Origin of the sequence: Cytobacillus pseudoceanisediminis (assembly GCF_023516215.1) — a bacterium.
Lineage (GTDB): Bacteria > Bacillota > Bacilli > Bacillales > Cytobacillaceae > Cytobacillus > Cytobacillus pseudoceanisediminis.
In genome coordinates, this window is record NZ_CP097350.1 from 297990 (window position 1) to 323670 (window position 25681).

General features: G+C 34.5%; 24 protein-coding genes and 6 pseudogenes. 6 read left to right on the forward strand and 24 right to left on the reverse strand.

Annotated features, from left to right (window positions below; all coding sequences use genetic code 11):
* Positions 1-138: 138 nt before the first annotated feature.
* From M5V91_RS29965 to M5V91_RS29990, 5 genes and pseudogenes are all read right to left on the reverse strand, one after another.
* On the reverse strand, positions 139-1413 hold the full coding sequence (locus M5V91_RS29965) for an IS110 family RNA-guided transposase (RefSeq protein ID WP_019381049.1): 1275 nt from the start codon (positions 1411-1413) through the stop codon (positions 139-141).
* 212 nt (positions 1414-1625) lie between these two features.
* Positions 1626-2066, reverse strand: coding sequence for a hypothetical protein (locus M5V91_RS29970; protein WP_019381050.1), 441 nt, complete (start codon positions 2064-2066; stop codon positions 1626-1628).
* 269 nt (positions 2067-2335) lie between these two features.
* On the reverse strand, positions 2336-2599 hold the full coding sequence (locus tag M5V91_RS29975) for a hypothetical protein (protein ID WP_019381051.1): 264 nt from the start codon (positions 2597-2599) through the stop codon (positions 2336-2338).
* A gap of 143 nt (positions 2600-2742) precedes the next feature.
* A pseudogene (gene spoIID / locus M5V91_RS30815) lies at positions 2743-3791 on the reverse strand (stage II sporulation protein D).
* Positions 3792-3959: 168 nt separating this feature from the next.
* Positions 3960-4538 carry a hypothetical protein gene (locus tag M5V91_RS29990; protein WP_019380256.1) on the reverse strand — a complete coding sequence of 193 codons (579 nt, stop codon included), beginning with the start codon at positions 4536-4538 and terminating at the stop codon, positions 3960-3962.
* A gap of 333 nt (positions 4539-4871) precedes the next feature.
* Here M5V91_RS29990 and M5V91_RS29995 point away from each other — a divergent pair, with 333 nt between their 5' ends.
* Positions 4872-6107, forward strand: a complete 1236-nt coding sequence (locus M5V91_RS29995) for an IS110 family RNA-guided transposase (protein WP_252222885.1) — start codon at positions 4872-4874, stop codon at positions 6105-6107.
* A gap of 219 nt (positions 6108-6326) precedes the next feature.
* Here the strand turns inward: M5V91_RS29995 and M5V91_RS30000 are convergent, their stop codons facing one another.
* The 13 genes and pseudogenes from M5V91_RS30000 to M5V91_RS30820 all read right to left on the reverse strand — a co-directional run.
* Complete coding sequence (locus tag M5V91_RS30000) at positions 6327-7034, reverse strand: class I SAM-dependent methyltransferase (RefSeq protein WP_019380257.1); 708 nt, start codon at positions 7032-7034, stop codon at positions 6327-6329.
* 167 nt (positions 7035-7201) lie between these two features.
* Positions 7202-7765: a hypothetical protein gene (locus M5V91_RS30005; RefSeq protein WP_019380258.1), complete on the reverse strand. Its 564-nt coding sequence runs from the start codon at positions 7763-7765 to the stop codon at positions 7202-7204.
* A gap of 446 nt (positions 7766-8211) precedes the next feature.
* Positions 8212-8697: a hypothetical protein gene (locus M5V91_RS30010; RefSeq protein ID WP_019380259.1), complete on the reverse strand. Its 486-nt coding sequence runs from the start codon at positions 8695-8697 to the stop codon at positions 8212-8214.
* 152 nt (positions 8698-8849) lie between these two features.
* The gene (locus tag M5V91_RS30015) at positions 8850-9431 is read right to left on the reverse strand and encodes an NUDIX hydrolase (protein WP_019380260.1); all 582 of its coding nucleotides are present in this window, start codon (positions 9429-9431) and stop codon (positions 8850-8852) included.
* A gap of 236 nt (positions 9432-9667) precedes the next feature.
* Positions 9668-10888, reverse strand: coding sequence for an MFS transporter (locus tag M5V91_RS30020; protein WP_019380261.1), 1221 nt, complete (start codon positions 10886-10888; stop codon positions 9668-9670).
* Positions 10889-10911: 23 nt separating this feature from the next.
* A pseudogene (locus M5V91_RS30025) lies at positions 10912-11954 on the reverse strand (ArsR/SmtB family transcription factor).
* Positions 11955-12208: 254 nt separating this feature from the next.
* A complete protein-coding gene (locus tag M5V91_RS30030) occupies positions 12209-12616 on the reverse strand; it encodes an NUDIX hydrolase (protein ID WP_019380263.1) in 408 nt (135 codons plus the stop codon).
* Between the two features lie 154 nt (positions 12617-12770).
* Positions 12771-13229, reverse strand: a pseudogene (locus M5V91_RS30035) (VOC family protein).
* Positions 13230-13463: 234 nt separating this feature from the next.
* On the reverse strand, positions 13464-13604 hold the full coding sequence (locus tag M5V91_RS30040) for a hypothetical protein (protein ID WP_284522342.1): 141 nt from the start codon (positions 13602-13604) through the stop codon (positions 13464-13466).
* A 300-nt stretch (positions 13605-13904) separates the two neighbouring features.
* Positions 13905-15047: pseudogene (gene menC, locus M5V91_RS30045) on the reverse strand (o-succinylbenzoate synthase).
* 1 nt (position 15048) lies between these two features.
* A pseudogene (locus tag M5V91_RS30050) lies at positions 15049-16178 on the reverse strand (M20 peptidase aminoacylase family protein).
* Positions 16179-16190: 12 nt separating this feature from the next.
* The gene (locus M5V91_RS30055) at positions 16191-16841 is read right to left on the reverse strand and encodes a MurR/RpiR family transcriptional regulator (protein ID WP_284522343.1); all 651 of its coding nucleotides are present in this window, start codon (positions 16839-16841) and stop codon (positions 16191-16193) included.
* Positions 16842-16937, reverse strand: a pseudogene (locus M5V91_RS30820) (MurR/RpiR family transcriptional regulator); the annotation flags it as partial.
* Between the two features lie 160 nt (positions 16938-17097).
* Here M5V91_RS30820 and M5V91_RS30825 point away from each other — a divergent pair.
* Together M5V91_RS30825 and M5V91_RS30830 are read left to right on the forward strand one after the other, a co-directional pair.
* Positions 17098-17841 (forward strand): hypothetical protein, encoded by a 744-nt coding sequence (locus M5V91_RS30825; protein WP_369426015.1) that lies wholly within the window; start codon positions 17098-17100, stop codon positions 17839-17841.
* A 35-nt stretch (positions 17842-17876) separates the two neighbouring features.
* The gene (locus M5V91_RS30830; RefSeq protein WP_369426016.1) at positions 17877-18506 is read left to right on the forward strand and encodes a hypothetical protein; all 630 of its coding nucleotides are present in this window, start codon (positions 17877-17879) and stop codon (positions 18504-18506) included.
* Positions 18507-19016: 510 nt separating this feature from the next.
* Here M5V91_RS30830 and M5V91_RS30065 read toward each other — a convergent pair.
* The 3 genes from M5V91_RS30065 to M5V91_RS30075 all read right to left on the reverse strand — a co-directional run bounded on the left by M5V91_RS30065 (position 19017) and on the right by M5V91_RS30075 (position 20298).
* On the reverse strand, positions 19017-19418 hold the full coding sequence (locus M5V91_RS30065) for a DUF4181 domain-containing protein (RefSeq protein ID WP_019380271.1): 402 nt from the start codon (positions 19416-19418) through the stop codon (positions 19017-19019).
* A gap of 65 nt (positions 19419-19483) precedes the next feature.
* On the reverse strand, positions 19484-19687 hold the full coding sequence (locus M5V91_RS30070; protein WP_019380272.1) for a hypothetical protein: 204 nt from the start codon (positions 19685-19687) through the stop codon (positions 19484-19486).
* Positions 19688-20112: 425 nt separating this feature from the next.
* Positions 20113-20298, reverse strand: a complete 186-nt coding sequence (locus M5V91_RS30075; RefSeq protein ID WP_019380273.1) for a hypothetical protein — start codon at positions 20296-20298, stop codon at positions 20113-20115.
* 519 nt (positions 20299-20817) lie between these two features.
* On the opposite strand from M5V91_RS30075, the gene M5V91_RS30080 reads away from it, so the two are divergent.
* On the forward strand, positions 20818-21468 hold the full coding sequence (locus M5V91_RS30080) for a hypothetical protein (protein WP_284522344.1): 651 nt from the start codon (positions 20818-20820) through the stop codon (positions 21466-21468).
* Between the two features lie 177 nt (positions 21469-21645).
* Here the strand turns inward: M5V91_RS30080 and M5V91_RS30085 are convergent, their stop codons facing one another.
* Positions 21646-22494, reverse strand: coding sequence for an ATP-dependent DNA ligase (locus M5V91_RS30085; RefSeq protein WP_019380460.1), 849 nt, complete (start codon positions 22492-22494; stop codon positions 21646-21648).
* A gap of 215 nt (positions 22495-22709) precedes the next feature.
* Between M5V91_RS30085 and M5V91_RS30090 the strand changes: the two genes are divergently transcribed.
* Positions 22710-23744 carry a hypothetical protein gene (locus M5V91_RS30090; RefSeq protein WP_019380459.1) on the forward strand — a complete coding sequence of 345 codons (1035 nt, stop codon included), beginning with the start codon at positions 22710-22712 and terminating at the stop codon, positions 23742-23744.
* 11 nt (positions 23745-23755) lie between these two features.
* Complete coding sequence (locus M5V91_RS30095) at positions 23756-24466, forward strand: hypothetical protein (protein WP_019380458.1); 711 nt, start codon at positions 23756-23758, stop codon at positions 24464-24466.
* Positions 24467-24486: 20 nt separating this feature from the next.
* Here M5V91_RS30095 and M5V91_RS30100 read toward each other — a convergent pair whose 3' ends face one another.
* Both M5V91_RS30100 and M5V91_RS30105 read right to left on the reverse strand, forming a co-directional pair.
* On the reverse strand, positions 24487-25119 hold the full coding sequence (locus tag M5V91_RS30100; RefSeq protein WP_019380457.1) for a hypothetical protein: 633 nt from the start codon (positions 25117-25119) through the stop codon (positions 24487-24489).
* A 2-nt stretch (positions 25120-25121) separates the two neighbouring features.
* The gene (locus tag M5V91_RS30105) at positions 25122-25652 is read right to left on the reverse strand and encodes a hypothetical protein (protein ID WP_019380456.1); all 531 of its coding nucleotides are present in this window, start codon (positions 25650-25652) and stop codon (positions 25122-25124) included.
* Positions 25653-25681 lie beyond the last annotated feature (29 nt).

Sequence of the window (25681 nt, forward strand, 5' to 3'; positions counted from 1 at the left end):
TGCTAACCTGATGGGTCAGTGCCCTTTTGTTGAACAAACCTGGTACTCCGTACATATTTGAAATCCTGCGAATAAGCCAACACTCGATCTTTAAAAATATAAGGGGTAATGATTCTCTTCGAGAAAAAGTGAATTGGACTACGCTGCCAACTCAGTTAACGGCTGGACCTTCTTGGCACAATAAGCTTCGTTTTTTCGCGCTATCCCTACAAAGATCCTAGCTAACTTCCCGATCAGCTTCATTATAGATTTCATTTTTTTCATTTTCTTGAGCTTAACATTATTCGAGTGGAGGGCTTTAAATTCCGGGTTGTTCATTACCAGACCCATAGTAGCTAAATAGAGGAAACGTCTTAACCTTGATCTTCCACGCTTTGAAATGATAATTTGCCCTTTCCACTTCCCTGAACTGGCTTCGGCTAGATGGAGTCCTGCATGGCGAAGTAAAGAGTTGCCGTGTGAAAAACCACTTAAATCTCCTGCTTCCCCTAAAATACCAGCTAACGAAATTTCACTAATTCCCTTAATCATAAGTAACTTATTCGCGAAAGGAATTTTAGGTAGTTCATCCTTGATTGCCAGCTCAACTCTTTCAAGTTGTTGAATCGCAAGGTCATACTCTTCGAGTAATTGTTCAAGATGAAATTTATAAGCTTCTAATGCTTGCCTTGTACCAACTGATTTCCTGGCTACATTGAGGAGTAAATAGGCTTTCTTTAATCCAGGCTGTCGCTTCATCAATAACTTCCACCCGGCCACGATCTCTTCAGGCTTCATGGAACCCAGTTCCATCGGAGATGGGAAAAGCCGAAGTGTTGCGATGGCCCCTTTAGCAGTGATGTCTTTAAATACTTGTCTAAGCTCGGGGAAGACAATATCCACCCAGCGATTCAATTGATTAATCGAGCTTACAAGCCTCTTAACAATGACATCCCGATTCGACATAAGTACCCTGAGCTTTTCAAACGACTCAGAAGTATCTCTTACAAAGGAATAGTAACCGTTCTTCACCATATCTGCTATTACAAGAGCGTCTTTTTTATCACTCTTTGATTGGGTATTATCACGGTTTTCTTTATTTCTTTTCACCAAATGAGGGTTAACTGTCACTACCTCAATATCTTGTTTCATCAGCCATTTAGAAAGATTAATCCAATAATGACCGGTAGGTTCCATACCAACTATGGCAGCCTCAAGTTTATGTAATCTTTTAATGCTATTAATCCAGATTAACAGGGACGAAAATCCCTCTTCGTTGTTTGGAAAAGTGATTGGATCTCCTACTACAATCCCACGGAAATTCACTGCTCTGGCTACGTGAAATTGTTGAGCAATATCCACACCAACCACAAGATGTTTTTCAGTAATTCTTTCTATTAGTTGATTTTGTTTGTCCTGCATTTTAAACTTCATAGTAAGGGTTCCTCCTAAGTTTGAGTTAGAGTCGTGTCTTACTCATATCTTACTGAGGAGCCCTATTTTTTCAAAGCTCAAAAATAACGATCTACAGGAATGCTAAACTGCCCCGTTAGTCCAATAAGAAAAAGGCTGCCTTTTGCAGCCTTTATTTTAATAAGTTGAACATGGTCGAATATAAGTTTAGTGCTACCAATAAAGTCAACACCCTATTCCACTTCTTCCTTATTTAAATGCTCATAATCTAATAATTCCACTTTGAAACCATGACTACATCCAATTTTGGGGCTATCGCAGGATGGAGATACTCTTACTTTAACCAAGTCATGTGCATAGTTGCCAGGTGCATTTCTTTCGTCAGGAACGTGAATACTTATGGAAATATCATAAGAATGATTATTGTTATAAACAATACCAACAATCCTTTGTGACTGCCAACCAAAGGTAGCAGCATCATTACCTGGATACTCTTGCATCACTCTTTTATCAATAGATGGAAATACAATATCTCTTATAATGTCTTCTGGTGTGACATACCAATCTTCTGCATAAGGTTTAATTTCCTTAGATTCTTGAGGTTTTTTAGCATTTACCGAGTTACCTGTCGCACACATTAATAGAATTGTAAAGAGAACAATCAATTTCTTCATGATGCTCACTCCCATAAATTTTTACAGTTAGATTTCGCAATTTCAAATAATATTATCCTCAACGACAATAACCCGTATCTCGAAAGCAGGTTGTTTCGCGATTTGTTTCAAGCAAAATTAATGAACCAATTTAATGTTCAACCAACCTGCCCCTTTTGTTGAACAAGAAAAAGCTGCCCTAATGACAGCCTAGATTTTTTAGCTTTTTCACTTTAGTTCTATAACTAAATCACCTTTTAAGGCTTAAGCTAAATAAGGTCTAATTTATCTTATGAGTGTTCATTCATTACTTTAAACATACTGAAAGTTGATTCCTGGTCTGTTATATAACCTTTTCCTTCTAAATGTTTATTCTTATTATGGTTGAAGGATTCAAAATCCTCGTTATCTTCAAGTTCATATGTATAATGAAACCCAGGACACAAGCAAAATTCCTCTAAATTTTTATATGGTTTATTTGGTATTTCACGTGCAATTACTATATTTGGCTCGAAGAAGAAGTAAACATAGGGTTTATTTGTTCTTATTTTCAACAAACCACTCCTTGTTCTTTTTTAAAGGTATTCTCCTTTCTTACAAAAGGAAAGGAATATCTTATATTATTCTCTATTTTACTTTAACCTCCTTCTCCGTTTGTTCAATAAAAAAGCTGCCACAACGACAGCTTAGTTTGATATTAGTTTCCATTTCTTACGACCAGCTTATTGTAACCTTGGTTCGATTTTATATCCTCAATTTTAATTCCTTTATAATAATATCCTAATATTTCCTTAAAATTCTTCCCCTCACTTGCCATACTATTAGCCCCATACTGGCTCATACCAACCCCGTGTCCATAGCCTCTTGTAGTTACTTGGACATCACTTCCGTTAAGTTTTAAACTAAAATCCGTCGATCTCAAACCTAAAGCTTCCCTAAATTCCGCTCCGGTTAGTTTCTTTCCACTAATTATAATTGTGGACACTCTATCACTGGACGTTCTTTCAACATTAATTTCATTTGATATTTTAACTCCAAGCCTAGATTCGATTTCTTTAACAGGAAATGTTTTCGTTTTAACAAAATCAGGAGCTTTTGTGTCCCAAGGACTCGGGACACTTCTTAAATACGGAAGTGATGTTGTCCAATAGTCCTCGGAATTCTCCGTATACCCATTGCTTATAGCAAAAAAGAAGCATCAATAAGTTCACCATTGTAACTCATTACCAATCCTTGAGTTTCTTTAACAGCCCGAGTGATTTTTTTTATATTCTTTTCATAATTATCATCCTTCCACATTTCTTTCAATTCATCTTGATTTTTATAAACTTGTTGTAGTGTGGAATCAGAAATATCAGCCCCTTGCGGTAAGTCCCCTTTATTTTCAGACATTAAAAACTTCATAATATATGTTCTTGCACTAATAGCTTGTGCTTTTAATGCCTCCATTTCGTAATTTGCGGGCATCTCTGATGCTAATACTCCTTTTAAATATTCTTCTAAATTCACTTTTTCAGTTTCTTTATTATTCATTCTAAATACTGAAACAGTAATGTCTTTATTGCTGCTTTTTGAATTGTTTGCTGGTTTGTTTTTTGGTAAGGTATCTGAATTTGTAATTTGAGGAAGCTCAGATGATATAATTTTTGTATTTGTTGCATCAGTACCAAAAGCTATTACGATTAGAGATGGGACACAAAGAACGAAAATTAGAAATGAAATGATAATTATAGTTACTGGTCTCATAAATACCTCCCATATTTATATACATAATTAATATGGGTTTTGGACAAGCTTTTAGAACTTCTTTTAGTGAAATTTGTATTATCATGGAAATATCTTACTTAACAAACCTGCCCCGTTTGTTAAACAAGAAAAAAGATCGCTCCAGCGATCCATTAACTCCTTGTTAGCCTAATAAATACATACCTCTAATTTTGAAACTAACTCTTTGTATTTAGCAAAAAAATCTCTTGTCGGCAGAACAGCAAAATATGAAGAGACTTGAGCATCGGCTAGTAAACATTCATCATAAATTAAACTAATGTTCAATTCCTTTTGTGGTTTTATTCTCTTTTGAACTAGCAAGTTTGCCAAATCCCAATATAGCTTTTGCCCCATTTCATCAATAGATCTTTCTATTGAAAAACGACCTGCAAAGCTGTTCCACCACACTTCGAATGTTTTATAAGTCTCATTAAAATCCATTAAAGTATCTGCATCAATTACAAATAACCTTTGATAAAATAAATCCTTTTCTTCATTAAATATTTTTACATCAATTTTATTATCATCAGAAATTCTTTGTGAAATCTCATTCCACAGTTCTTTATATTTTAATTCAAAGTCTTCTTTAAACATCATTTTTGTTGATAAATAAGGGAATTTTAAATCCACTTGATTTCGATTTTGATTGAGAAAAATATTTTGTAGGTATATCAAAAAGTTCAAAGCAAAGGATGTATCTGTCTTCATAATTAATGAATTTTCCATAATTCACACTCCCTTTGATTAATGTCATTATTTCAACACTTAGGGAAATACTCAAACATTTCTTCTTTAACTAACCTGCTCCTTCGTATTATAAGGTCAGCCAGATTTTTCTGGTTGACCATTTTTTATATGGTTTTATGATTACGGTAGCCGGGGTAGAACGCACCTGCCCGTGGGAGGATGATCCCGTCAGCTAAACTGTTCACCCCCTACTTGCTTAAACATGATTTGGCTGGTTGGGACAGTGATCTCGTATAACAAGCGAAGCTATGAAACTGCAAGAAGGTCTAGGGGCTGCCGGCAAATTTATAATTTTTTGGAGGAGATAAAATAATGAACCCTGTTGTTGGACTAGATGTGGCCAAAGGCGAAAGCCAGGTACAGGCTTTCTTGGATAAGAAAAAACCTTATAAAACAAGCTTTAAAGTACCTCATACTCTAGAAGGTCTGGGAACATTAAGTGAGTTTCTTAGTGAAATAGAAGATCATACTGGGATTAAACCACCGATTGTTTTAGAGTCTACAGGCCATTATCATACACCTGTCGTCCAATATTTTGAAGAAAGAGGCTACTTGCTTATTATTGTTAACCCACTTGTCTCTTATCGAGCAAAAAGTTCTTCCTTGCGGAAGGTAAAAACAGATATCATCGATGCCAGGCATTTGTGTGAGCTCTACTACAAAGAGGAACTGGAGCCTTATAAAAAACGTGGGATTCAACTTCTAAACCTTCGCAATCTTACGAGGCAACACGAAAATATGACGGGTATGTATGTACAGACAAAGCTCCAATTTCAGGCAGTGCTTGATCAGGTATTCCCTGAATACGAAGATGTATTTGGAGACTTATATTCGGTTGTCTCACTATTAACCTTAATGGAATTCCCTACATCCAAAGAAGTATTGGGAGTTGAAGAAGACACCCTGGCCAACCGGATTGATGAGCTTTGTAAAAGCCGTTCAAGTAAGTGGGCATTCACTCAAGCAAAGAAGCTCATCGAGGCAGCCTCCAGAAATCCTTTTAAGGAAATCCTATATCGAAGTCATATCACAAGTCTTGAACTGAATATAAAGATGCTTCTGGAATACCAAAAGCACCTATCGAAGTTGGAAGCAGAGATAGATGCCTTGGCAAGAGAAATGGAGGAATATCAAATCATCCAATCCATCCCGGGTATCGGAGAAAAGATCGCGGCAACGATCATTTCTGAAATCGGAGAGATTGAACGGTTTAACAATCCAAAAAAGCTTGTGGCATTTGCCGGGTTAGATCCCAGCATCTTTGAGTCCGGTAGATTTAAAGGAACAGTCAACCGGATTACAAAAAGAGGATCAAGCAGGCTTAGGCACGCGTTATATATGGCTGTCCGTTGTGCGATTCGTGATTCCCGCAAAAAGAAGACAACACCGGAAATCATCCCACGCAATAAGAAGTTGCGGGAGTTTTACGATAAGAAACGTGGTGAAGGCAAACCATACAAGGTTGCCATCATTGCTTGTGCCAATAAGCTGTTACACTGGATTTTTGCACTCTTAAAAAGCAATTCAATTTTCCAAGATATAGCTTAAAATGAAAAGCTACCTAAATAGCTCAAAACCTTCCAAAAGAGCTCTGACGGAAGGTTATTTAGCATGCTTACTTTTAGGATACCACACAATAAAAAACCATTTAAATGAAAAATGTTGACAAACTATTAGCTGGTTTAGTTCAATAAAAAAAGCCACCGGGTATGGCAGCTGGAGCTAAAAGTAACCACCTTTTACTTTAAGTAAATTCCTTCTATAGCTTTATCGTTTTGCTTTAATAATTAAAAAATGGGGATTTTTCATAAGTCTTTCATACCTAACCAGATCTAATGATTTAAATTCTATTGTTGGTTGAGGTTCGATTATGTTTTCGATAGAAAAATACTGAAGAATCTTGTTCAATATTTCATTCAAAGGCCGACGGTAAAATGGGACATCTATCAACTTACCTTGTCTTTCCCATTGATCAATAATAAGCTCGGTACAAAAGTACTCCTTATCTTTAGAAAATTTAATATCCATAAATGGGTGATGGGTTGAAAATTGTAGTATCCCTCCTGGTTTCAGAACCCTTTGAAATTCACTAAATAACCTATTCCAATCTTGAATATAATGCACTACTAGTGAACTAATTATGAGATCGAAATAATCATTTTGAAAAGGCAGTTCTTTTTCAAGATCTAGATTAAGAACCGACGCTTTGTTACCAACACGCCTTTTAGTAGCTGCTACCATTTCAGAACTGATATCAGTTGCAGTGACTTCTGCACCAAGCTTTAATAACTTATCTGTATACCAGCCTGCTGCACATCCTGCATCAAGTACCTTGAGGTTTTTCATATTTGATGGGAGAATGTTTAACATTGCCGGTCTTTCATAAAATATGTTAAATGCATTCTTAGTGTCAACATTGTGTTCATAATCACTTGCAAGTTTATCGTATGCTTCTCTAACTCTATAGCTAGACATATCACACATCCTTACGGCATTAATAAAAAAGTTCAATTTTATTACATCTGAATTCAACAAAAAAGAGCTCAACTCCTTCTAAGTTAAGCCACTCTTTAAATATACTTATTGAATTAAACTGCCCCTCAGTTCAATAAGAAAAGCTGCCTTTAATGGCAGCTCCAAACTTATTCAAGTCGGTTCCAAGTTATTAGTCCTACATTTCTTATCTCAACTTCACCATTACTAAATAAATGAGGAATGAAAGGGAACAAACCATACCTGTTACCTCTTTCATTTTGAATTTTGTAATATTCAAATGTTTCTCTTGGTATTCCTTTAATTTCTTTATAATCCTCAATATCCAATAGCTTAATTTCGTCCTCTTCTATATCTTCAGCTGGACCTCTGTATTTTTCTTTTGTATAAAAGTAATAAGCATTCTTATTATTTTTGAGTTTCTCAATGGGGATTTTGAAAAAGAGCTGATTCTCTTTAGTTTTTATACCTAAACTGGTTAATGCTTCATAGACGTAATAGGGATGTAGAGGTAAAAAATGAAGAACATCATTCCATAAACAATTAAGTTTTGGAATCTGTCTAGTCAGTAATTCTGTTCTCTCCGGTTGGTCGAAATACTTCTTTGAATACTCGTTATACAAATTAGGATGAGCTTCCTTTAATGAATTCAGAGGAATTAATCTGTCTCCCTTTATCTCTCTTGGAACCATATGATATACAAAACTCTGCACCACAGCACCTCCAGGTTTTAATAATATTCAATTAAAACCCCTTATTCTCCTGCAAAGTCTTGCTCCACTAACCAGCCCCGATAGCACAATGAAAAAATTTCACAGTGAAAATCACAGTCAAAAACGCTGTTGTAAAATTATTAAAGGATTCCGATTTGAGGTGCTATTTTAAAAAAAGCACCGAAATGACAGTCCTTTTGACATTTCAAACGACATAAAAAAAAACTCGCCCTAAAATTGGCGAGTTTTCACTGTTATAAAATTCCAACCCCTCTTAATAAAGTACCCTATAGTTTAAGTGCATTTTTTCACAAAGTTTACTTCTTGCTTCATAAACTCAAAAAAACCGCCTAATAAATAGCGGTAAAATAAAAGGGATTTAGTGAACATCAAAGTAAAAAACTTTCTCAGGAAGGTACTTCCTATTTTCCGTTCCTTAAAAGAATTTAACGTATATACACGATCAAATTTGGTGGGACAGGTTCAAAAATATAAACTTCAGGATTATTAAAAGGCTTGTACTTCAGATAATCTGCCAGATTAGTCATACTTTCCCAATACTCTTTCATTAATTCCTCCTTTGAAGGTAATCCTTCAACAAGGTACTCTTTCCCTCCGCCAGGGATAGCTTCAATATGAGCAAATAAATCACTTGAAATATCGAAGTTAAAAACTAGAATTTTATCACTAGAAACAGGAAAACGAAAGTAAGGTATTTCAAATGGTTCCAAATCTGCACCAAAAGCAACTTTAAAATCAATCCATTTGGGAAGATTTACGGGTCTGAAACGCTCTGTTAGTTGTGGAAAGAAATTAGCACCTCTTGAATACCATCCTGTTGCTGTTTTATGATTTAACCCTTCCTTTAAAACCCTTTGGGGACTAATATTTTCCCCGTTATTATTGTGAATTACCATATGATATAAAAACAAAGAATTACCTCCTTCCAAATACTTCCTCAATCACTTTTATTTTACCGCATATTTACAAATGGTTAGAAACCTTTATTGACTAACCTGCCCCTATAGTCGAATAAGAAGATGAGCATCAGTAGAACTCTGTGTTAACCGGCAGCAACCATTATTTAATGAGAATTTTTAATATAGGAATTCATTAGGTCTGTTTCTTTCTTTAATAAGTTTGATAGGAAGATTAATTGAGGAAATGGCTCTAATACTAAATTGTGATCGATGTCTGTTTGAAGGAGAGAAATTCCATCTAGTTTATGATAGTCGTTTAATGTTATGGCATCATTACAAATAAGATCTATATTTGCTGGAGTTAGCAACAATAACCCCTTTGTCTCTGAAGAAGGAATAGGTTTTGTTAATGCATATGAAAGATACATCACCGTATAGGAGGCTTCTTCACTCCCTTTAATTAGTATTGGAGAAATTGGTTCATTTACTTTTACTCTAGCTGGCTCGTCATTCCATTCTTTAAGATAAAATGTTTTCTTAGGATTTAAAGGAATGATGTTTAACTTAGCCTCTTCGAAAGCTTCCCGCTTTGCCGTGGCTAATGCTGTTTCATTACCTTTTCTGTGTCCTCCTAATCTAACCACCCCAAGTTTATCTCCATCTTTTGTTGGACCTACCTGAAATATAAATAACCCTTTATACAAAACATAGGCACCCGATGTTCTTACATCTTTTGAAATATCCATTTTTCTACCTCTCCTTGCACCTTCATAGAATTTCTGATTATTTAGGATTACAAAAAGCTGCCGATGGAAGCAAAACTTTTTACCTCTTTACCCTAGTTTATGAATGGGAACGGTTTGACATTAACCATTTAACAGCTCTCTAGAGGGAATTGTTGCAGCCTATTACAGGAGTACTGCACTTTTAGTCAACTCTAAAAAGGGCTGCATTTAATGCAGCTACATTTTACCATTCGAAATTAGGAAGCCATATTTTCATCTATATTTGAATCAATAAACTTAAAGTATGGTAGAAATATACCTAATAAAGCCGTCGCACAAATGATTGAACCAATCATTAAGTATAATGTACGAATCCCCCAGATTTCAGCAAAAAAACTACCAACAAATACACCTAATGGCATAGCTCCTCTAATAATGAAGAGTCGTACTGATGAAACCTTCCCCATTAAGTTATTTGGGACAGTTTGTTGAATTATTGTTATATTTTGCACACTAAAAAATGCCATAGCAGCCCCAGCGATAATCTCAGTGAGAATAGCCAAAATGATACTATGATTAATACTTAAAGAGATAAATGTTAGACCACCTACAACTAATGCTCCTAACATTACCACCCTACGACTTTTATAAGTCACTTTCCCAACCAATATTGAACCTACTACGTAACCTAAAGGAAAGCCTGCCATAAAATATCCATATTCGGAGTAACTCCCCGATAATTCCTCAGTTATATATGGTAGAGTGATTACCATTGTTACCCCTACCCCAAACTGTACAAATGCCAAGAAAACTCCCAACCAAACAATAATAGGGTGTTTGAAGAAATAGGATATACCTTCTATAAATTGTTCTATCCAAATCTTCCGTACATCGGTTGTTACTTTCGTCTCTTTTATTAATAACAATAATGTTCCACTTGTAATAAGTACGACACTAACAAAAATTAATGTCGGAATAACACCTATGTACTCTACAACGAAGCCACCTAATATTGGAGCAAGGAATGTCACTAATCTGACCGTTCCATCAATATAAGCATTTGCAGTACTTAATTGCTCTTTACATACTATAGTTGGTGTAATTGCTTGATTAGCTGGTGTATAAATAGGAGTAATTAAACCTACTATTATTTGAACTGCATATATATGCCACGTTTCGAGGTTTCCCATTAATAAGGCAACAAGTGGAATTAGGAATATTAGTCCTCTAGCCCATTGAGAAAATATCATAATCCACTTTCTACTCCATCGATCAACAAACGGACCAATGAATAATTGTAAAATGAGAGACGGTAAGAAATATAGCAACCACATACTTCCTAATGCCATTGTTGAATTCGTTAACTGATATATAAGGATCGAATTACAAAAAGTACCAAAAGCACCTCCTAATTCAGAGACACCATTACCAAGCCAAACAAAAACAAATGAGCGATTCTTCCAAATACCACTGCTCACACCATCACCCCTTTATATTTTGGTCACTTATTCAAATAAAGGATTAATTCTTTAGCTAAAGATTCAACAGATTTCTTTTTAAGTGAATACTTTAAATCGCTTATTTCGACTAGTTTAGCTGCCCTAAGTATCTTAAGGTGGTGGTGAATCGTAGATTTACCAAGGTTTAATTGGTTCGTAATTTCTTGTAAAGTTTTGTCTTCTTCGTACAATAATTTGACAATACGCAATCGCACCTCATCGCCCAATGCCTTATGTTTAAGTACAAGAAAGTTGTTTGGAGTGTATCTATCATATGGAGAGATACTTTCATTAGCTATTGGATAATAAAATACTTTTGTCCCCTCTATATCTGCTTCTATATTCCAAGGTCGATAAATATATTGTGGGATTAAAAGAACATTATTTACACTTGGTTCCGGTAAATAAGTTACTCCTCCAGTTGACCATTCAACTAGTTCTTCAGGAGTCATTTTCTTAAGCATTTCTTTTTTGTCTCATAATCAGTTCGTAAAATTGCATTAAGATTCTCTATATCTTTTTGTATAACAATGTCATACCATCCTGTCATCACGCCAATTAGGTGTTTTTTTAGATCATCAACATTTGAATGACTTATGAATTCAATATATTGAGGAAAAAAGGGATTATCGCTTGTTAACATTTTCATTTCATTGATTCCTGCCTCATCACCTACGGCCGCTTTCTTTCTAATTTCCTGAAATTCCATTCCTATAAAGGGTAAACAAATAAATTTCAATTCATTATTAGGAATAACCTTTATGTAAGAAGTGAACTGCGAAATATTAGAAAACTTCTCCTTGTGTAGTAATTGAAGTATTGCTTTCCACGTATTATTCCTCTCTACATATTCTAAATGTTCCAGTAATTCCGTTGATAAAGAACCTTTTATTTCGTTCCAATAATCTAGCGGTTTTTCTAATGTCTTAATAAGTGGTGTATTTGTTATTGCTGCTATCCCCAAAGCACATTCCCACAACACTGAGTAATCAAGCTGAATTCTATAAGTTTCTCTTTTCCTGCTAGTAAGATTAAGAACCTCCAAATATAACACCTCGTTTTCACTTATTAATTCGTCCGTACACCTAATATTCTATAGTTATCGAACAAAGTATTCAATATTTTTAGAATATATATTTAATAAACGTAAAAACCCCTCCTATCAAGGATAGTCAAGGAAGGGTTTCAGATATGGAGCTATTAAATAAAACTGCCCCTTTTGTATAATAAAAAGGCCACCCAATTTGGCAGCCGTATATCAATTAATGCACCCGTTTATTTAGCTCAATGTATCTTAAATCAAAATTCGATATAAAAAGGATGAAGTTTTTCGTTTAAACAAAACTCAATTCTTTGCCTGAAATTTTTCCAAGTGACCATTTCCAAGGCTTTTTTAACTGGAAAGAAACCTACCTCTAAGCTCTCTGGAGATGTTCTCAGTTCTCCTCCGATTGGTTTTCCCAAAAACAATGTGTTACATATAGAATCACTTACATTTTGATATACTCCACAAAATTTTAAAACTTCAATATCTATACCAGTTTCTTCTTTTGTTTCCCTGATTGCAGCGTCCTTTAATGATTCTCCTTCTTCAACCTGTCCCCCAGGCATTTCCCATCCTCTGCGAGGACCTTTAATTAATAAAACCTCTTTTTGCTCATTAAGTACGATAGTTGCTGCTGAAACAATATGTTTTGGTGGTAACATATCCTGACCTCACATTAATAGAATACTTAATTAATTCGCTACTTTTTTCTTTCACCTTCTTCAAGGCACCGCCCCTTTAATTCAATAAAAAAAGCCATCTGGGATGGCAGCTATCATAATCACCTTTATTAGAAGATGCAAGAAATAATTTCTGCTATTTCTTTATGTGGAGTTCTTCCCATTCTTCTAAAGATACCTTTTCATTCTCTCTTAAATGTTCAGGTACTTCAACGTAACACATCAATTCTAAACTATTTCCATCAGGGTCTTCAAAATACACAGAAGCATTTCCCTGATAAGGTCTAACAAAAGGTTCTACAGATGTTCTACTTCCAAATGGAACAGCTGAAATCCCTTTACTTTTTAACCATTCTAAGGAACTTTTCATATCCTCATAAGAGATAGTAAAGGCTAAATGCCTTAATGATGGGTGGGACGGGGTTTTAAACTCTTTCCCTTCCCATAACCCTAGCCAACTTTCCCCTTCAACTATTCAGAAAAATGCGGTTTTCGAACTACGCCAAGCTAGCTTTAACTGTAACTCACGATAAAATTCAATAGATCTATCTAAATCTTTGACAGGTAAATGAGCTTCATAAATCCCTTTAATCATTTATATAACCTCCTTACATTCAATTTTACATTCCTACCAATTTATTACCTCCAGGTATAGACTGAAATCCCCTACAACTTTTGCTGTAGAAATATTTTAAGCCCATTTCGCTGTTCAATAACGCTGCCCGTTTGTTCAATAAAGAATACTAAAAAAAGCGTCAACCCTATTCGGAATATACGCCACCTAATTTGTTAAGCTGCCTGGCTTTGTTAGCTGAGCCTGAAGATAAGGTTAGTTTAGCTGCATTAACCTGCATAGCTTAATTATTTTTTTAATAAGTTTAATTACTCCCATTATCCCCCAAACACCAATCGATAAAGATACAGCTATTAATGCCAAAACGATTAAAATACCAACTATAGTTCCCAACATTATTATCTCTCCTTTTACTTCTATAAGGATGTTAACTAATCAATCAAAGTCAATCTTAACTTTCTATTAAGTTATACGGTGGATTACACAGATGGTTTCTATATTTTTTATGTCACTAAACTGCCCCGTTTGTTAAAAAAGAAAAAGCCACCTGATTAGGCAGCTGATATTGAACATAGGCACCTTATTGTATTAATAAAGGTTGGTTTAATCAATTCTTCTAATTTTATGAAGGATGTTATACCCTTGTAACACCTGGCTATATAAGAATTGCTCCTCTAAAAAATATCTTTGTTTAAACTATCCTAGGGTTGGATGAGTAGATTCAGTTGAATAGATTCTTTCAGAATGAGTCAATATTCTCTTCAATTTCCCTCGATCAATCTCATAACCTATTCCCAATCCTTCTGGAACCTGGATGTATCCATTTTCCATTGTGATTTCGGGCTTTACTATATCATCTTCCCAATAATGAGAAGAAGGGGCTGTATCACCAGGCATTGTGAAATTAGATAGTGCTGTCATATGAATATTATGTGCTCTTGCTATTCCAGTTTCTAGCATTCCTCCGCACCATACAGGGATATTATGCTCTTCACATAAATCATGGATTCTAATAGATTCTTGGAGCCCTCCAACACGGCCGATTTTAATATTTATGATCTTGCAGCTGCCAAGTTCAATTGCCTTTCGTGCATCTTCAAAACTATGAATACTTTCATCAAGGCAGATTGGTGTAGAGATGTTTTTCTGCAAAATAGCATGATCAATAATATCATCATGGGCCAAAGGCTGTTCAATCATCATGAGGTTATATTTGTCCAACTTTTTGAGGTGTTCAATATGCTCTAAGGTATAAGCGGAATTAGCATCAGCCATAAGGGGGACATCGGGATATTTCTTGCGAACAGCATCAATATATTCAATGTCAGCTCCTGGGGCAATTTTTACTTTTATTTTTTAAATCCTTCCTTAACATACATCCCTACCTTTTCAACTAATTGGTCAGGTGTTTCTTGAATACCAATGCTTTTTCCAACAGCTATCTTTTTCTTTTCTCCTCCAAGAACCTCTGATAATGAACTTCCATTTTTTTTAGCAAAAACATCCCACATGGCCGTTTCAAGGGCAGCTTTTGCTATTTGGTTTCTGCGTACAAAAGAGAGCATTTTATGGACTTCTTTAGGATGGGAGATTTTTTTGAATAACTTTAGGAATAAGGAAATCTTTTAACATATAAACTGCGGTATAAGTTGTTTCCTCATTATAATATGGTTCATTGCTGGTAACCGTTTCTCCCCAGCCTGAGATACCAGATTCGTCAATTGCTTCAACGATACAAACATCCTTAGTTTGGATAGTGCCAAAACTTGTAGTAAAAGGGGCTTTCAAAGATACCCTAGTATGATGCAGTACCACCTCTTTTATATAAATTCCTTTCATATCAACACCCCTTTTTACTATGTAGAATGATAATTTCAGATAAAATATTTATTCCATTGAGTAAGGAATCTCTATTAAAAGTCATATTCGGATGGTGTAGGCCAGGTTTTAGGTCGCATCCTAGCCCAACCATAGTTGCTTTTAAATGTGGCTTTTTAATCGTATAAAAATGAAAATCATCTCCACCAGGTGTAATCAGGGGGCCGCCAACTTTTCTTTACCTAAACAATTAACAATTGCTTGCTCAGCCATTTCTAATGCCTCATTGCTGACTTCAGCTGCCGCAATTCCATAATCATTCGTCAAAACGATATCTGTATTAAAAAGTTCACTGGAGGATTGTAAAATTTCGAGCACTCTCTGTCTTAATTTTTCCATAATTTCATTTGTCTGCGAGCGTAAATCAATAGCCAAAGAAGCACTGCCAGGTATGATATTCGTATTTTTTCCTCCTGAAATGAATCGAGTAGCTTTTATTGTGTGAGCCACATTTGGATCTAGGTGAATTGTATTAAAGGAATTTAGAATAGAGTTTCCAATTTCAATTGCATTATGAGTTAAGTGAGGACGAGCACCATGTGCATCATCTCCTCTGATTTCAAATTCCATAGAACCTGTGGCACCATGCATAATAGCGGGAGTAACATAGCCATCTGGTGTTTCTTGGACTGGTCTTAGATGAATCCCATATAGAAAGTCGACATTATCAACGATTCCTTTATCTACTAGTTTTAGTGCTCCTGCACCAACTTCTTCTGCAGGCTGGAAAATAAACCTTACACCGACCTTGTCTTTAAGACCCTCTAGCTCTTGTATTTTCCAGAGAACGCCCAAAACCATAGTCATATGGGCATCATGTCCGCATGAATGATTAGCCTGTAATTCACCGTTGACCACTTGCCAGAGTGCATCCATGTCTGCACGAATTGCAACAATTGGCACATCTCCTGAGAAATCTCCATAATCCCCTATTACTCCTGTACAATCCTCAAACGTTTTGACTGAACATCCTGCCTGTTCCAAACGCTTTTTAATATATTCTGTCGTATTAGTTTCTTTCCAGCTTAGTTCTGGGTGTGAGTGTAAATAATCAAATGTTTCATCGATCTTCTCTTTTAGATAAGCTACCATTGTTATCACCTTTCATTGAATATAGTATCGATTAGTGGGATTCACAAAATCGAGCTTTCCTACCTTTTGGGCTATATGGAGCAGAAGTGCGTTTAAAACAGAAAAGGTTACAGGCCCTTTTTCCAATAGGGACTTTTGTGATGTGTTTATAGTTAAAACAAGATCTCCATATTCCACAATTGGTGAGATCTGTGAATCCGTAATGACGATAATATTATTCCCATTTGATTTTGCCTCTTTTGCTAATCTAATTGATTCCAAAGCATATCGATAATAGGAAAAAATTAAGACCGTATGTTCATTACCATCTTTAGTGATACCAACATCAGTTTCAGGGCGATATAAAGTGGTGTTATCCAAAAGACTATTTAGAACGTATGAAAACCAATGTGCATAAGCAAAAGATTGGTAATACCCCACTATTTTTACTGAACGAGAACCAACAATCTGATCAACAATATTTCTAGCAATATCCCATTCAATATTTTTTGCAACCTGATGGATAATGCTTTCATCAATACTCATTACATTTTCAAACGAATCAGATGTATCGGGAGAAACCTCTTTACCTGGCGGCTGAATCGTTAACAATCTGTATTGGACATCTTTTTGTAATTCTGCAAAGCCAATGTAGCCTATAGCTTTACAAAAGCGGATAACCATTGTCTCGCTTACATCAATTAAAGAAGCTACTTTTTTAGCTGGGTGAGTGGCAAATAAAACTGGATTGGAGAGTAATGATTCAGCTACTTTTTTAATCCTTTAGTTAAGGAATTATAGTGTTTGTTTGTTTTTTCAATATAAGACATGTTTCAACTCCAAAATAAAGTATTTAATTTATTGTTGTTAAAATAAAGTTTATGCTTTATTATAATAAAAGTCAATGAATATTAAGAAAATTCAAACGGAGGTGTTTACAATGGAGAAAGCAAAAGAAAAGAAAGGGTTAAAATGGGGTATACCTGATGCCTATGTTATTTTATTTGGTATTTTAGCCCTTATGGCGGTTTTGACTTATCTTATACCAGCTGGTGAGTTCTCTAGAGAAGAAATAGAAGGTATAACAATGGTAGTACCAGATAGCTATCAACAGATAGCTTCCTCACCTGCAAGTCTTCTAGACATATTTCTTGCCATTCAAGAAGGGATGATTAGTTCCGCTCCTTTGATTTTCCTAGTATTAATCATTGGAGGATCGTTTGCAGTTATCGAATCAACTGGTGCAATTGATGCAATGATTTTAAAAACGATAGAAAAAACTAAAAATAAAGAATTACTTTTGATAACAGTTGTGTGTATTCTCTTTTCAATTTTTGGAGCACTAGGGATTATCGTTAATGCGGTAATAGCATTTATACCTATAGGTATCATTCTGGCACGTTCAATGAAGTTGGATGCTATGGTGGGTGTATCAATTATATATCTTGGAGCATACGCAGGATTTAATACCGCTTTCCTTGACCCGCTAACAACAGGTACTGCACAGCAAATTGCCCAGCTGCCTTTGTTTTCTGGTATCGGGTACCGAATTGTCATTTATATCACAATACTAATTACAACCATTGCCTACATTGCTTATTATGCAAATAAGATAAAAAATGATCCTGCTAAAAGTGTATTGGGGAATACCCTTTTCCGAAAATCGAAGAGAAAAATCAGTTAAATAAACAAGTTGTTCTCACTGGTGTACATAAACTTGTGTTGTTCTGGCTTGTAATCGGAATCGGAATCTATGTATTTGGGGTTTTTCAATACAATTGGTCTTTAAATGAGATGGCTGCAATATTTCTAATAATTGCAGTGGGAACTGCGATCATTTCAAAGATATCACCAAACAAACTTATTGTAGAATTCTTTAAGGGTGCTAAGGGATTAGTGTATGGAGCAATGATTATTGGAATGGCTCGTTCCATTGTAGTGGTGTTAGAAGATGGGAAGATTTTAGATACAATTGTTCAGGGTATGGCAAATCTGATGACACCTTTTACTAGTGTTATGGGTGCGTTGGTAATGTTTATTGCCAACTTATTATTTAATATCTTAGTTTCTTCCGGAAGTGGCCAGGCCGTTATAGTTATGCCAATTATGACACCATTGGCAGATATTATGGAAATTCCCAGACAAGTTGCAGTACAAGCATACAAAATGGGAGATGGCTTTACTAATGTAATAACACCTACATCTGGGATATTGATGGCAAATTTAGCAATTGCAGGTGTATCGTGGATAAAATGGATTCGGTTCATTTTTCCATTACTTATGATTTGGATCATCCTGGGATCAATTTTCCTTGTAATCGGCGTATGGATGAATTGGGGACCTTTTTAAATTGCGTTTTTAGAGCTGCCAATCACAGCCTGGAAAGTTATAATGAAGGTATACTGTAATTAAGAGCCTTCTTTTCTCTTATATAGAAAGAAGGCTTTTTTATTGTTATTAAAATACAAGTGCATCCTACCTGACCTTCATAATATCTTTTAAAATATCATTTTTTATACTCACCTTGTACCTCCTCCATAGCTTTTTTATTCTGATTATTTAGGTAACAAAATTTCTGCCTATGGAAGCATACCTGTTTACTTTTGGACTCTTAGTTTATGAACAGATCAGTTTGACATTAACTGTTTGTATTGTGTTTTATAATAATAAAAGGGATGCCTGTACTTTTGAAACTGCTTCTTTAACTAACCTCCCTCAATAAAAGAAACGTACACACCCGATTACTCCTGATTTCTTAGATTTTCATAGCTGCCCCGTTAGTCGAATAAAAAAAGAGCTGCCGATCTCATTAGATCTTCAACTCTTGCACCCGTTTAGAATATAAAAAAACTAGAATTTTTATGCTAATATACCAAGTAAATCTAATTGAAAGACTATTACTATGAAAATTACCAATAAAAACATTTCACTAATAGTCAGAATAGATTGTTTGGGGTTCTGTGAATACTTCCACTCAAAAAATGCCCTTATCCCATAATCTAATACAACAAAAATGACTAATGCAAATACCCAAAGTTCAATAGAAAAGCTTTGGAAAAGCACTAAATAAAGGAAAATTAAATTGGTAATAATAGAAGAAATTCTTAAACTCCAATCAATTTTTCGATGTATTTTGTTTATGTGGTTATAAGAAAAAAATTCCTTTTTCTCTTTCTCGATATTAAGTGTCTTTCTCAAACAAAGCTTAACTACTGCAATAAGAGCAAAAGTAAGTAACGCAATTATTGCCAATTTAGCCAAACTTAATAATCCCCCTTTTTAAACTCTACTGCCCCATTTGTTCAATAAGAAAGTGATAACCAAAACTATATAAAGTTGACCAATTTATCCTTAGAACAATAACTACATTGCTTAACTTCTCTTTTGATTTCGCCTTGTTTCTTAAATTTATTACAAATCTGATTAACCTGCTGCCTTGGTTGAATATTTAAAACCTCAGACAGGCAATCATCACAATAAATATCACTTGTACTTTTTAAGAGTTTTTGTATTTTTTCAGTATTAGTCACTACCGATACCTCATAATATTTTTATTTGTTTCTTAATGCTTATTATTCCTTATTAAGCTAAACTACCCTTTAGCTTAATAAGGAATTCGAGAATAAAAGCGTTTATCCTTTCACGATCACTTCCAGTGTTAGTAAAAATTGATATAATAGTATTCATTTACTTCTGTCTTTCTTCCATTTATAAGGTTTACTTGACCAATTATATAAAAGAATAAATAAGAACATCATAAAAGATATCCCTATATTATCAACCCACTTAACCTCTTTATTAACAATAAACTGACAAACAATTGATACTACAAAAAATATTAACGGATATCTAATGCTTTTTTTAAGCAAATTGTCACCATTTTCAATTCCCTCTTGTGCTAACTACCCCCGCTTGTGCCCTTTACATTAAAAGAATGCTCCTTAATGACTTTCCTTCAATGTCTTTTTATATCGAAATAACTCATCAAACCACATACTAAAACTCCTAATCCCAAAAAAACAGTAAAAAACCAATTCTCTTCCCAACTTACAACTACACTATATAAACAAGCCAATGCAATAATTAATGCTGCATATTTTGCTCGCAGTATTTTTATTATTGAAGGTTTTACATCATTCAAATTATTACACTCCAATTTGGATAATTTAGTGACGTGAGTGCTATACCTACATTAAGTTATTACTGACGTACCATCCTAAAAGCCAACCAATGATTCCGCCTATAATTCCTAAATAAATCATTGCTGACCCTTGCTTACTCCTCTGGTAATCTCGCCTTATTACAACTCCTATGCATATAGGGAAAAACAATAGCATAGGCGGCATTAAGTTAAAAGTTAATAAGATGACAGATAACCACCCAATTGTTAGGAGTATACCTTTACCATTTTTTTGTTCATTTCCCATCAACTCACCTCATTTAATACCCTAAATTTTACATTTGTTTCTCATTCTATCATATAGAGAGCTTTAAAATAATAATTTCTTTGATTATCTAATCTGCTTTGTTACTTAGATAAGAAAAAGTAATTCATGTTTATTGAAGAATCACAAGTATAAAAAATATGTACCTATTAAAAAAAACAGGGCCTTTTAAGCTATGACAATAGATCCTTACGAAAAGCATAATTAATAAGTTTATGGGTTGTTTATCTTATTTTATTTTCCAAAAAAAGGGTGTTTCTATTAAAGATAGAATTTCTTATGAACAGGAGGTGTTTGGTAATTTATGGGGTAAGGAAATCAAAAATACTGGTTTTCTAAAGGCAAATCAATTAAAGGGAGTGTTCTATTTGAAAAAGTTTATTAGTTTGGTATTCTCGCTTCTACTATTAATATCTATTTCTTCTCCAACTAGTGCCTCTACAAATCATACAGATAATCATAACCATGAAATAGAACATCACAATCATGCGCACGAAAGCTTCTCTGATACTAGTAAGAGTAAGAAAAAGCAAGATGGGGATTTTGGAGTCTTATACGTTCCCTGTCCAGAGACAGGAACAAAACATCAAATGAAGGCTCGCGGGACTGGAAAGCATACCCTAACCAATGGAAGTACATGGATTGGGAATTTGTATCAATGTTCCGGTTGCCTTATGACATTAACTACTTACTATAACTATTTTAATTCTGGTGAAAGGCCAAATGGTCCTGGAAAATACATTTTAGCTTCAGCACCTGTTTTTGTAAGTCCTGCAGGCTACGTCTTTTCTGGAAGATACACGTTATCAGGACCAGCCACTTCATGGATTACAGGTGTATTTGGAAGCATGTCGTTTTCATATTAGTATCCTAACAACTGACTAAATCGTTGCTAAATCTTTGTTCACTATACTAGTTAAAAAGGGATTTGTGACGCGAAGAACTCTATAAACTTAAAAATGGCTTGCCAAAACTATTTTTAGTTAGCAAGCCATTTTTATTGTCATTTATTTGATATGCATTTCAAAACGAAACTTTTTTCATTATGAGATAAATTCTACAAAGGAAGGGATACGTAATTTATTTTCTTTTGTCAGGTTACGATATTTTACCTTTGCCTTTATTTTTGGTTCCAGGAAAATAAAGTCCTTGTTTTCATCAACTACATAATTACGGTACTCTTGATAAAACTTTTTCCTCGCTGCAGGAACCATGAACTCCATTAATCCAACAGGTCTCATTTTGTTCCCCTCTTCCAAGCTTAGAAGGAGTCCAAATTCGTTTTTTCTCAATCCTGTAATGTAAACATCAGCGAAAGAGTAATTGATGACTTTAAGCCAATTATGAGACCTATTTTTAATTTTATATAAGGAGTCTGCTTTTTTTATAACAATCCCTTCTAGTCCATGCTCTTTGGTTAAATTAAAATATGCTTCCGCATTTCCGGTTGTCCATTCGACCGGTGCTATATATTGAGAAGGTTTGATTAAAGATTTTAATAGTTCTTTTCTCTTGAGCAGAGGTAAATGCGTAATTCTTTTATCCTCAAGATAGATAATATCGAATACACAATACTGTATGGGTTGTATTCCATTTCTCCCCGCTTGAAATCTGCTCATTGTTTCCTCGAAATCAGGTTTACCTCCAGGACCAGGCACAACTACTTCTCCATCCAGGATCGTTCCATTTGGGATAACTATATTCAGGAGCTCAGGAAACTTCCCTGTTATTTCATTTCCATGTCGAGTATATAGTTTTATAACGTTATCCCATTTAGCTAGAAGTAACCTAATCCCATCTATTTTTAATTCGGAGATATATTCATTTTCATCAAATGGAAGCTCATCGAATGGAGGACTGAATTTATGCAATAACATTGGTGAAACAAACATCCATACCACCTCATTTCAACATTAACAGATACCTTTAATAGTATCCTTATAAAATTGGTGGCAAGTTATCCAAATGCTTGTAAAGTAACCATTTTGGAGGATTTGAAGTCTGAATTTTCTTGACCCTGCCATAATTAGGTAATATAATAAACACTATAAATTGGTGTAATTTAAAACGAATTTATTTTTTTATTTAATTACTGGTGGTGAATAGGATGAACACTTTACTTAGTGCGGCTAATGCAGCATTGCAATATAACAGAGGAAAACAAACAGGGTTAGCGGGTTTAGTTTTTATAGGAATTGTATTACTTGCTGCTTATCAATGGGATCATATCGTCCCTATTTTGGAAGCAATCGGTTTGATAAGTTTTCTCGATAAATGGGGTCTCATATATGAAGGTGAATCTTATATGACTGGATTCAGCATCTTTATGGTTGCATTTAGGATTTGCATATTGTTTGTAGTACTAGGATTTCTAACCTTAGTTCTTGGTATTATATTTTCAATTATTGGCTCAAGTAATATAGGTGCTGCAATTTTGGGTACTTTTGTGGTTGTACTAGCATTACCTTTTATTTTGTTGTGGTCACTCTACGATACTATATTTACACCAAAAGAAGTCCGGGAAGAACGAAAAAGAGAACGAATGAGAATATATAAAGAAGCTAATAGTACTCCAATTGATATCATAAAGGAGAACTATAATGAAATTACTGAAGATGAGGCAATAAGGTATTTGAACCGAATTCCTACTAAGGGAGACCATTTATTCTTATTAGGGATAACAGAGGAAAACGAAGTATTTTTTGTTTTTCCAAAACCATATTTTTTAAATACTGAGAATTTCAGTGCTGGCCTATGGGGAATAAAATCCATTATGAAACGGTGCAATGGCTCAGAATTTGGTATTGGGCCATTTCAGATAGATATTAAGCCAGAAGAGATTTACCCAGGTAGAGGTATTCAGCCAGTCCCAATTGATCGGATTACTTTCTATCACTCTGAAAATAGCCATAAGGATATTAAAGCGAAATCTCAGCAATTTAGTTACCGGGATGAATATAGAAAATACATTGATGAAATACAGTCAACATACATTCAAAAAAAGGATAATTTAGAAAAAACCATTTCTATTACTCCAAATAAAGAAAGATTCAATGAAGCAGTCCAAGAAATAGTAAATTTCAATGCTTCCAATGAAGAGATAGTAAGGATGATGATACAATCTGAAGGAAGAGTACAATAGAGAGGCAATCTATGGATAACGAGGAATTAATAAATCAATTAGAACAACACAAATCGGAAATAACAACTGCTGCACATTGGAACTCATATGCAAAAAGTGTTGGTTTACCAGATTCAAATAAGTTGATCGCTAATTATGGGTCATGGAATGAATTAAAACGTAAGCTAGGGCTTCCGGTAACAAATACATCATATACTCCGAGCGAGATACGAACAATAGTCAAAAAGCATAAGAATCATGTTAGGACCCAATCTGTATGGGATCTATATGCGAGGGAACATTCTTTACCCTCTTCTAAGACGCTTATAAAGAGTTTTGAAACATGGAGTGAAGTAAGGAAATATGTTGGGAATAAACGTGAAAGAAAACCGACATATACAAAGAAAGACATTAAAGATATACTCAAAAACCATGCTCCCAATTTCCAAAATCGTACACAATGGGATGTTTATGCAAAAGAGAATAAACTTCCGACTTACAAGACTATAAAGAAATATTTTGATTACGAGGAAATTACAAAAATTCTTAACAAGGAAAAAAAGATTAATTTATCAAAAGATGATCTAATACGCATAGCACTTAAGCATAAGGATATATTTTTAACATCAAGCATGGCAAGATGGGATATATATGCTTCTGAGAATAACTTGCCTAGAAGTACCACCTTCCATAAACATTTTGGCTCCTGGAACACAGCTAAAAATGTGATAAAGCCAATGTAATTTAAAAGCCAGCTCTCCTGTTATTGGAGGCTGGCTTCTATCTGTTTAATGATATCCCATGCAGAAGTAGTTATTACGTAAGTGCCTATTTCATCCTCATGGTGAGAGTCTGATAAAGTTAATAGATCAAAATTTACTGTGGCTTCTTTTTGATCGTCGTATTTAATGGTTAGTGAGATTGTGTTGCTATCTGCATTTAAGAACCCTTTATTTACTTTATACAAAATCTCTTTTAGAGTACCATTGCGAGAAATTTTATCCATTATTTCTTTAGTAACAGCATCTTTATCGGGATTTTTACTCTTAAATAAATCTTGAGAGATAGACTCTACATAAAAACTAGATAAAAAGATGTCGGTATTGTTGCTAAGAAGCCCAGCAATAAAATATTTTATGGCATCTTTTTTGGGATCTTCTTTTCCCTCATGCTCAGCATGTTCTGGATGGAAATAACCGATGTCTTGGTCGTTACCTTCCGCTAATTGAATTGTTTTCTCAGTGTATTCTTTTGAATCTTTTATTTCCTTCAGTACCTCTTCTTTAGTAGCGTCTAACTCAATCCTTTGTTTGTCTGAATTGATATCTAGATAGATAAACAAAGAAACACCTAAAATGGCCATTATTGATATTAAAGCGGCAGATTTTTTATTCATGATTATTGAGGTGTCTCTCCGTCTGAGGTTTCAAGACTCTTTCTTAGTATTTTCCATTCATTATTGATAGATGCTTGATTCGTTTTAATTTCTTGGTACTCAGTTCTTAGATAGTTTTTATCAATTTCATTTTCTTCAGTGTTGGCCATATCAATAGCAGTTAACAAAAGTCCGTGAGAACGATTAATTAGCGCAATAAGATTTTGATGGTTCTCAAATAATTCGGGCTCTACATCTAAACTTTCAACATCAGAAACTAGTGTATTTGATATTTCTATATTGTCTTTCATAGATTTTGCGAATTGTTCACGGCTGTATTGTTCAGTATATAAGCCATCTAATGAATTATTAAAGGACTTAAAAATTGATGTCATTTGATCAAAATATACTTGTAAGGACTTATCATATTCTTCTAGATAGGATTTATTTTCTTCAGTTACCTTTAAACTTGCTGTAGCATTTTGTTTTGAGGAACATCCCATTAAAATAAAGATACTAGTAATGATAATAGTTGCAATCCCTAGCTTTTTCACAAATACTGATTCTCCTTTTTAGAGGGGGA

Bases quoted from the DNA above. Each gene is read 5' to 3' on its own strand.
- M5V91_RS29970 (WP_019381050.1), bottom strand. From the start codon at position 2,066: ATGAAGAAATTGATTGTTCTCTTTACAATTCTATTAATGTGTGCGACA.
- M5V91_RS30030 (WP_019380263.1), bottom strand. From the start codon at position 12,616: ATGTTACCACCAAAACATATTGTTTCAGCAGCAACTATCGTACTTAAT.
- M5V91_RS30080 (WP_284522344.1), top strand. From the start codon at position 20,818: ATGGGTTGTTTATCTTATTTTATTTTCCAAAAAAAGGGTGTTTCTATT.
- M5V91_RS30040 (WP_284522342.1), bottom strand. From the start codon at position 13,604: ATGTTGGGAACTATAGTTGGTATTTTAATCGTTTTGGCATTAATAGCT.
- M5V91_RS30085 (WP_019380460.1), bottom strand. From the start codon at position 22,494: ATGTTTGTTTCACCAATGTTATTGCATAAATTCAGTCCTCCATTCGAT.
- M5V91_RS30055 (WP_284522343.1), bottom strand. From the start codon at position 16,841: ATGGTTATCCGCTTTTGTAAAGCTATAGGCTACATTGGCTTTGCAGAA.
- M5V91_RS30095 (WP_019380458.1), top strand. From the start codon at position 23,756: ATGGATAACGAGGAATTAATAAATCAATTAGAACAACACAAATCGGAA.
- M5V91_RS29995 (WP_252222885.1), top strand. From the start codon at position 4,872: ATGAACCCTGTTGTTGGACTAGATGTGGCCAAAGGCGAAAGCCAGGTA.
- M5V91_RS30090 (WP_019380459.1), top strand. From the start codon at position 22,710: ATGAACACTTTACTTAGTGCGGCTAATGCAGCATTGCAATATAACAGA.
- M5V91_RS29965 (WP_019381049.1), bottom strand. From the start codon at position 1,413: ATGAAGTTTAAAATGCAGGACAAACAAAATCAACTAATAGAAAGAATT.
- M5V91_RS30825 (WP_369426015.1), top strand. From the start codon at position 17,098: ATGGAGAAAGCAAAAGAAAAGAAAGGGTTAAAATGGGGTATACCTGAT.
- M5V91_RS30000 (WP_019380257.1), bottom strand. From the start codon at position 7,034: ATGTCTAGCTATAGAGTTAGAGAAGCATACGATAAACTTGCAAGTGAT.
- M5V91_RS30100 (WP_019380457.1), bottom strand. From the start codon at position 25,119: ATGAATAAAAAATCTGCCGCTTTAATATCAATAATGGCCATTTTAGGT.
- M5V91_RS30015 (WP_019380260.1), bottom strand. From the start codon at position 9,431: ATGGATATTTCAAAAGATGTAAGAACATCGGGTGCCTATGTTTTGTAT.
- M5V91_RS29990 (WP_019380256.1), bottom strand. From the start codon at position 4,538: ATGGAAAATTCATTAATTATGAAGACAGATACATCCTTTGCTTTGAAC.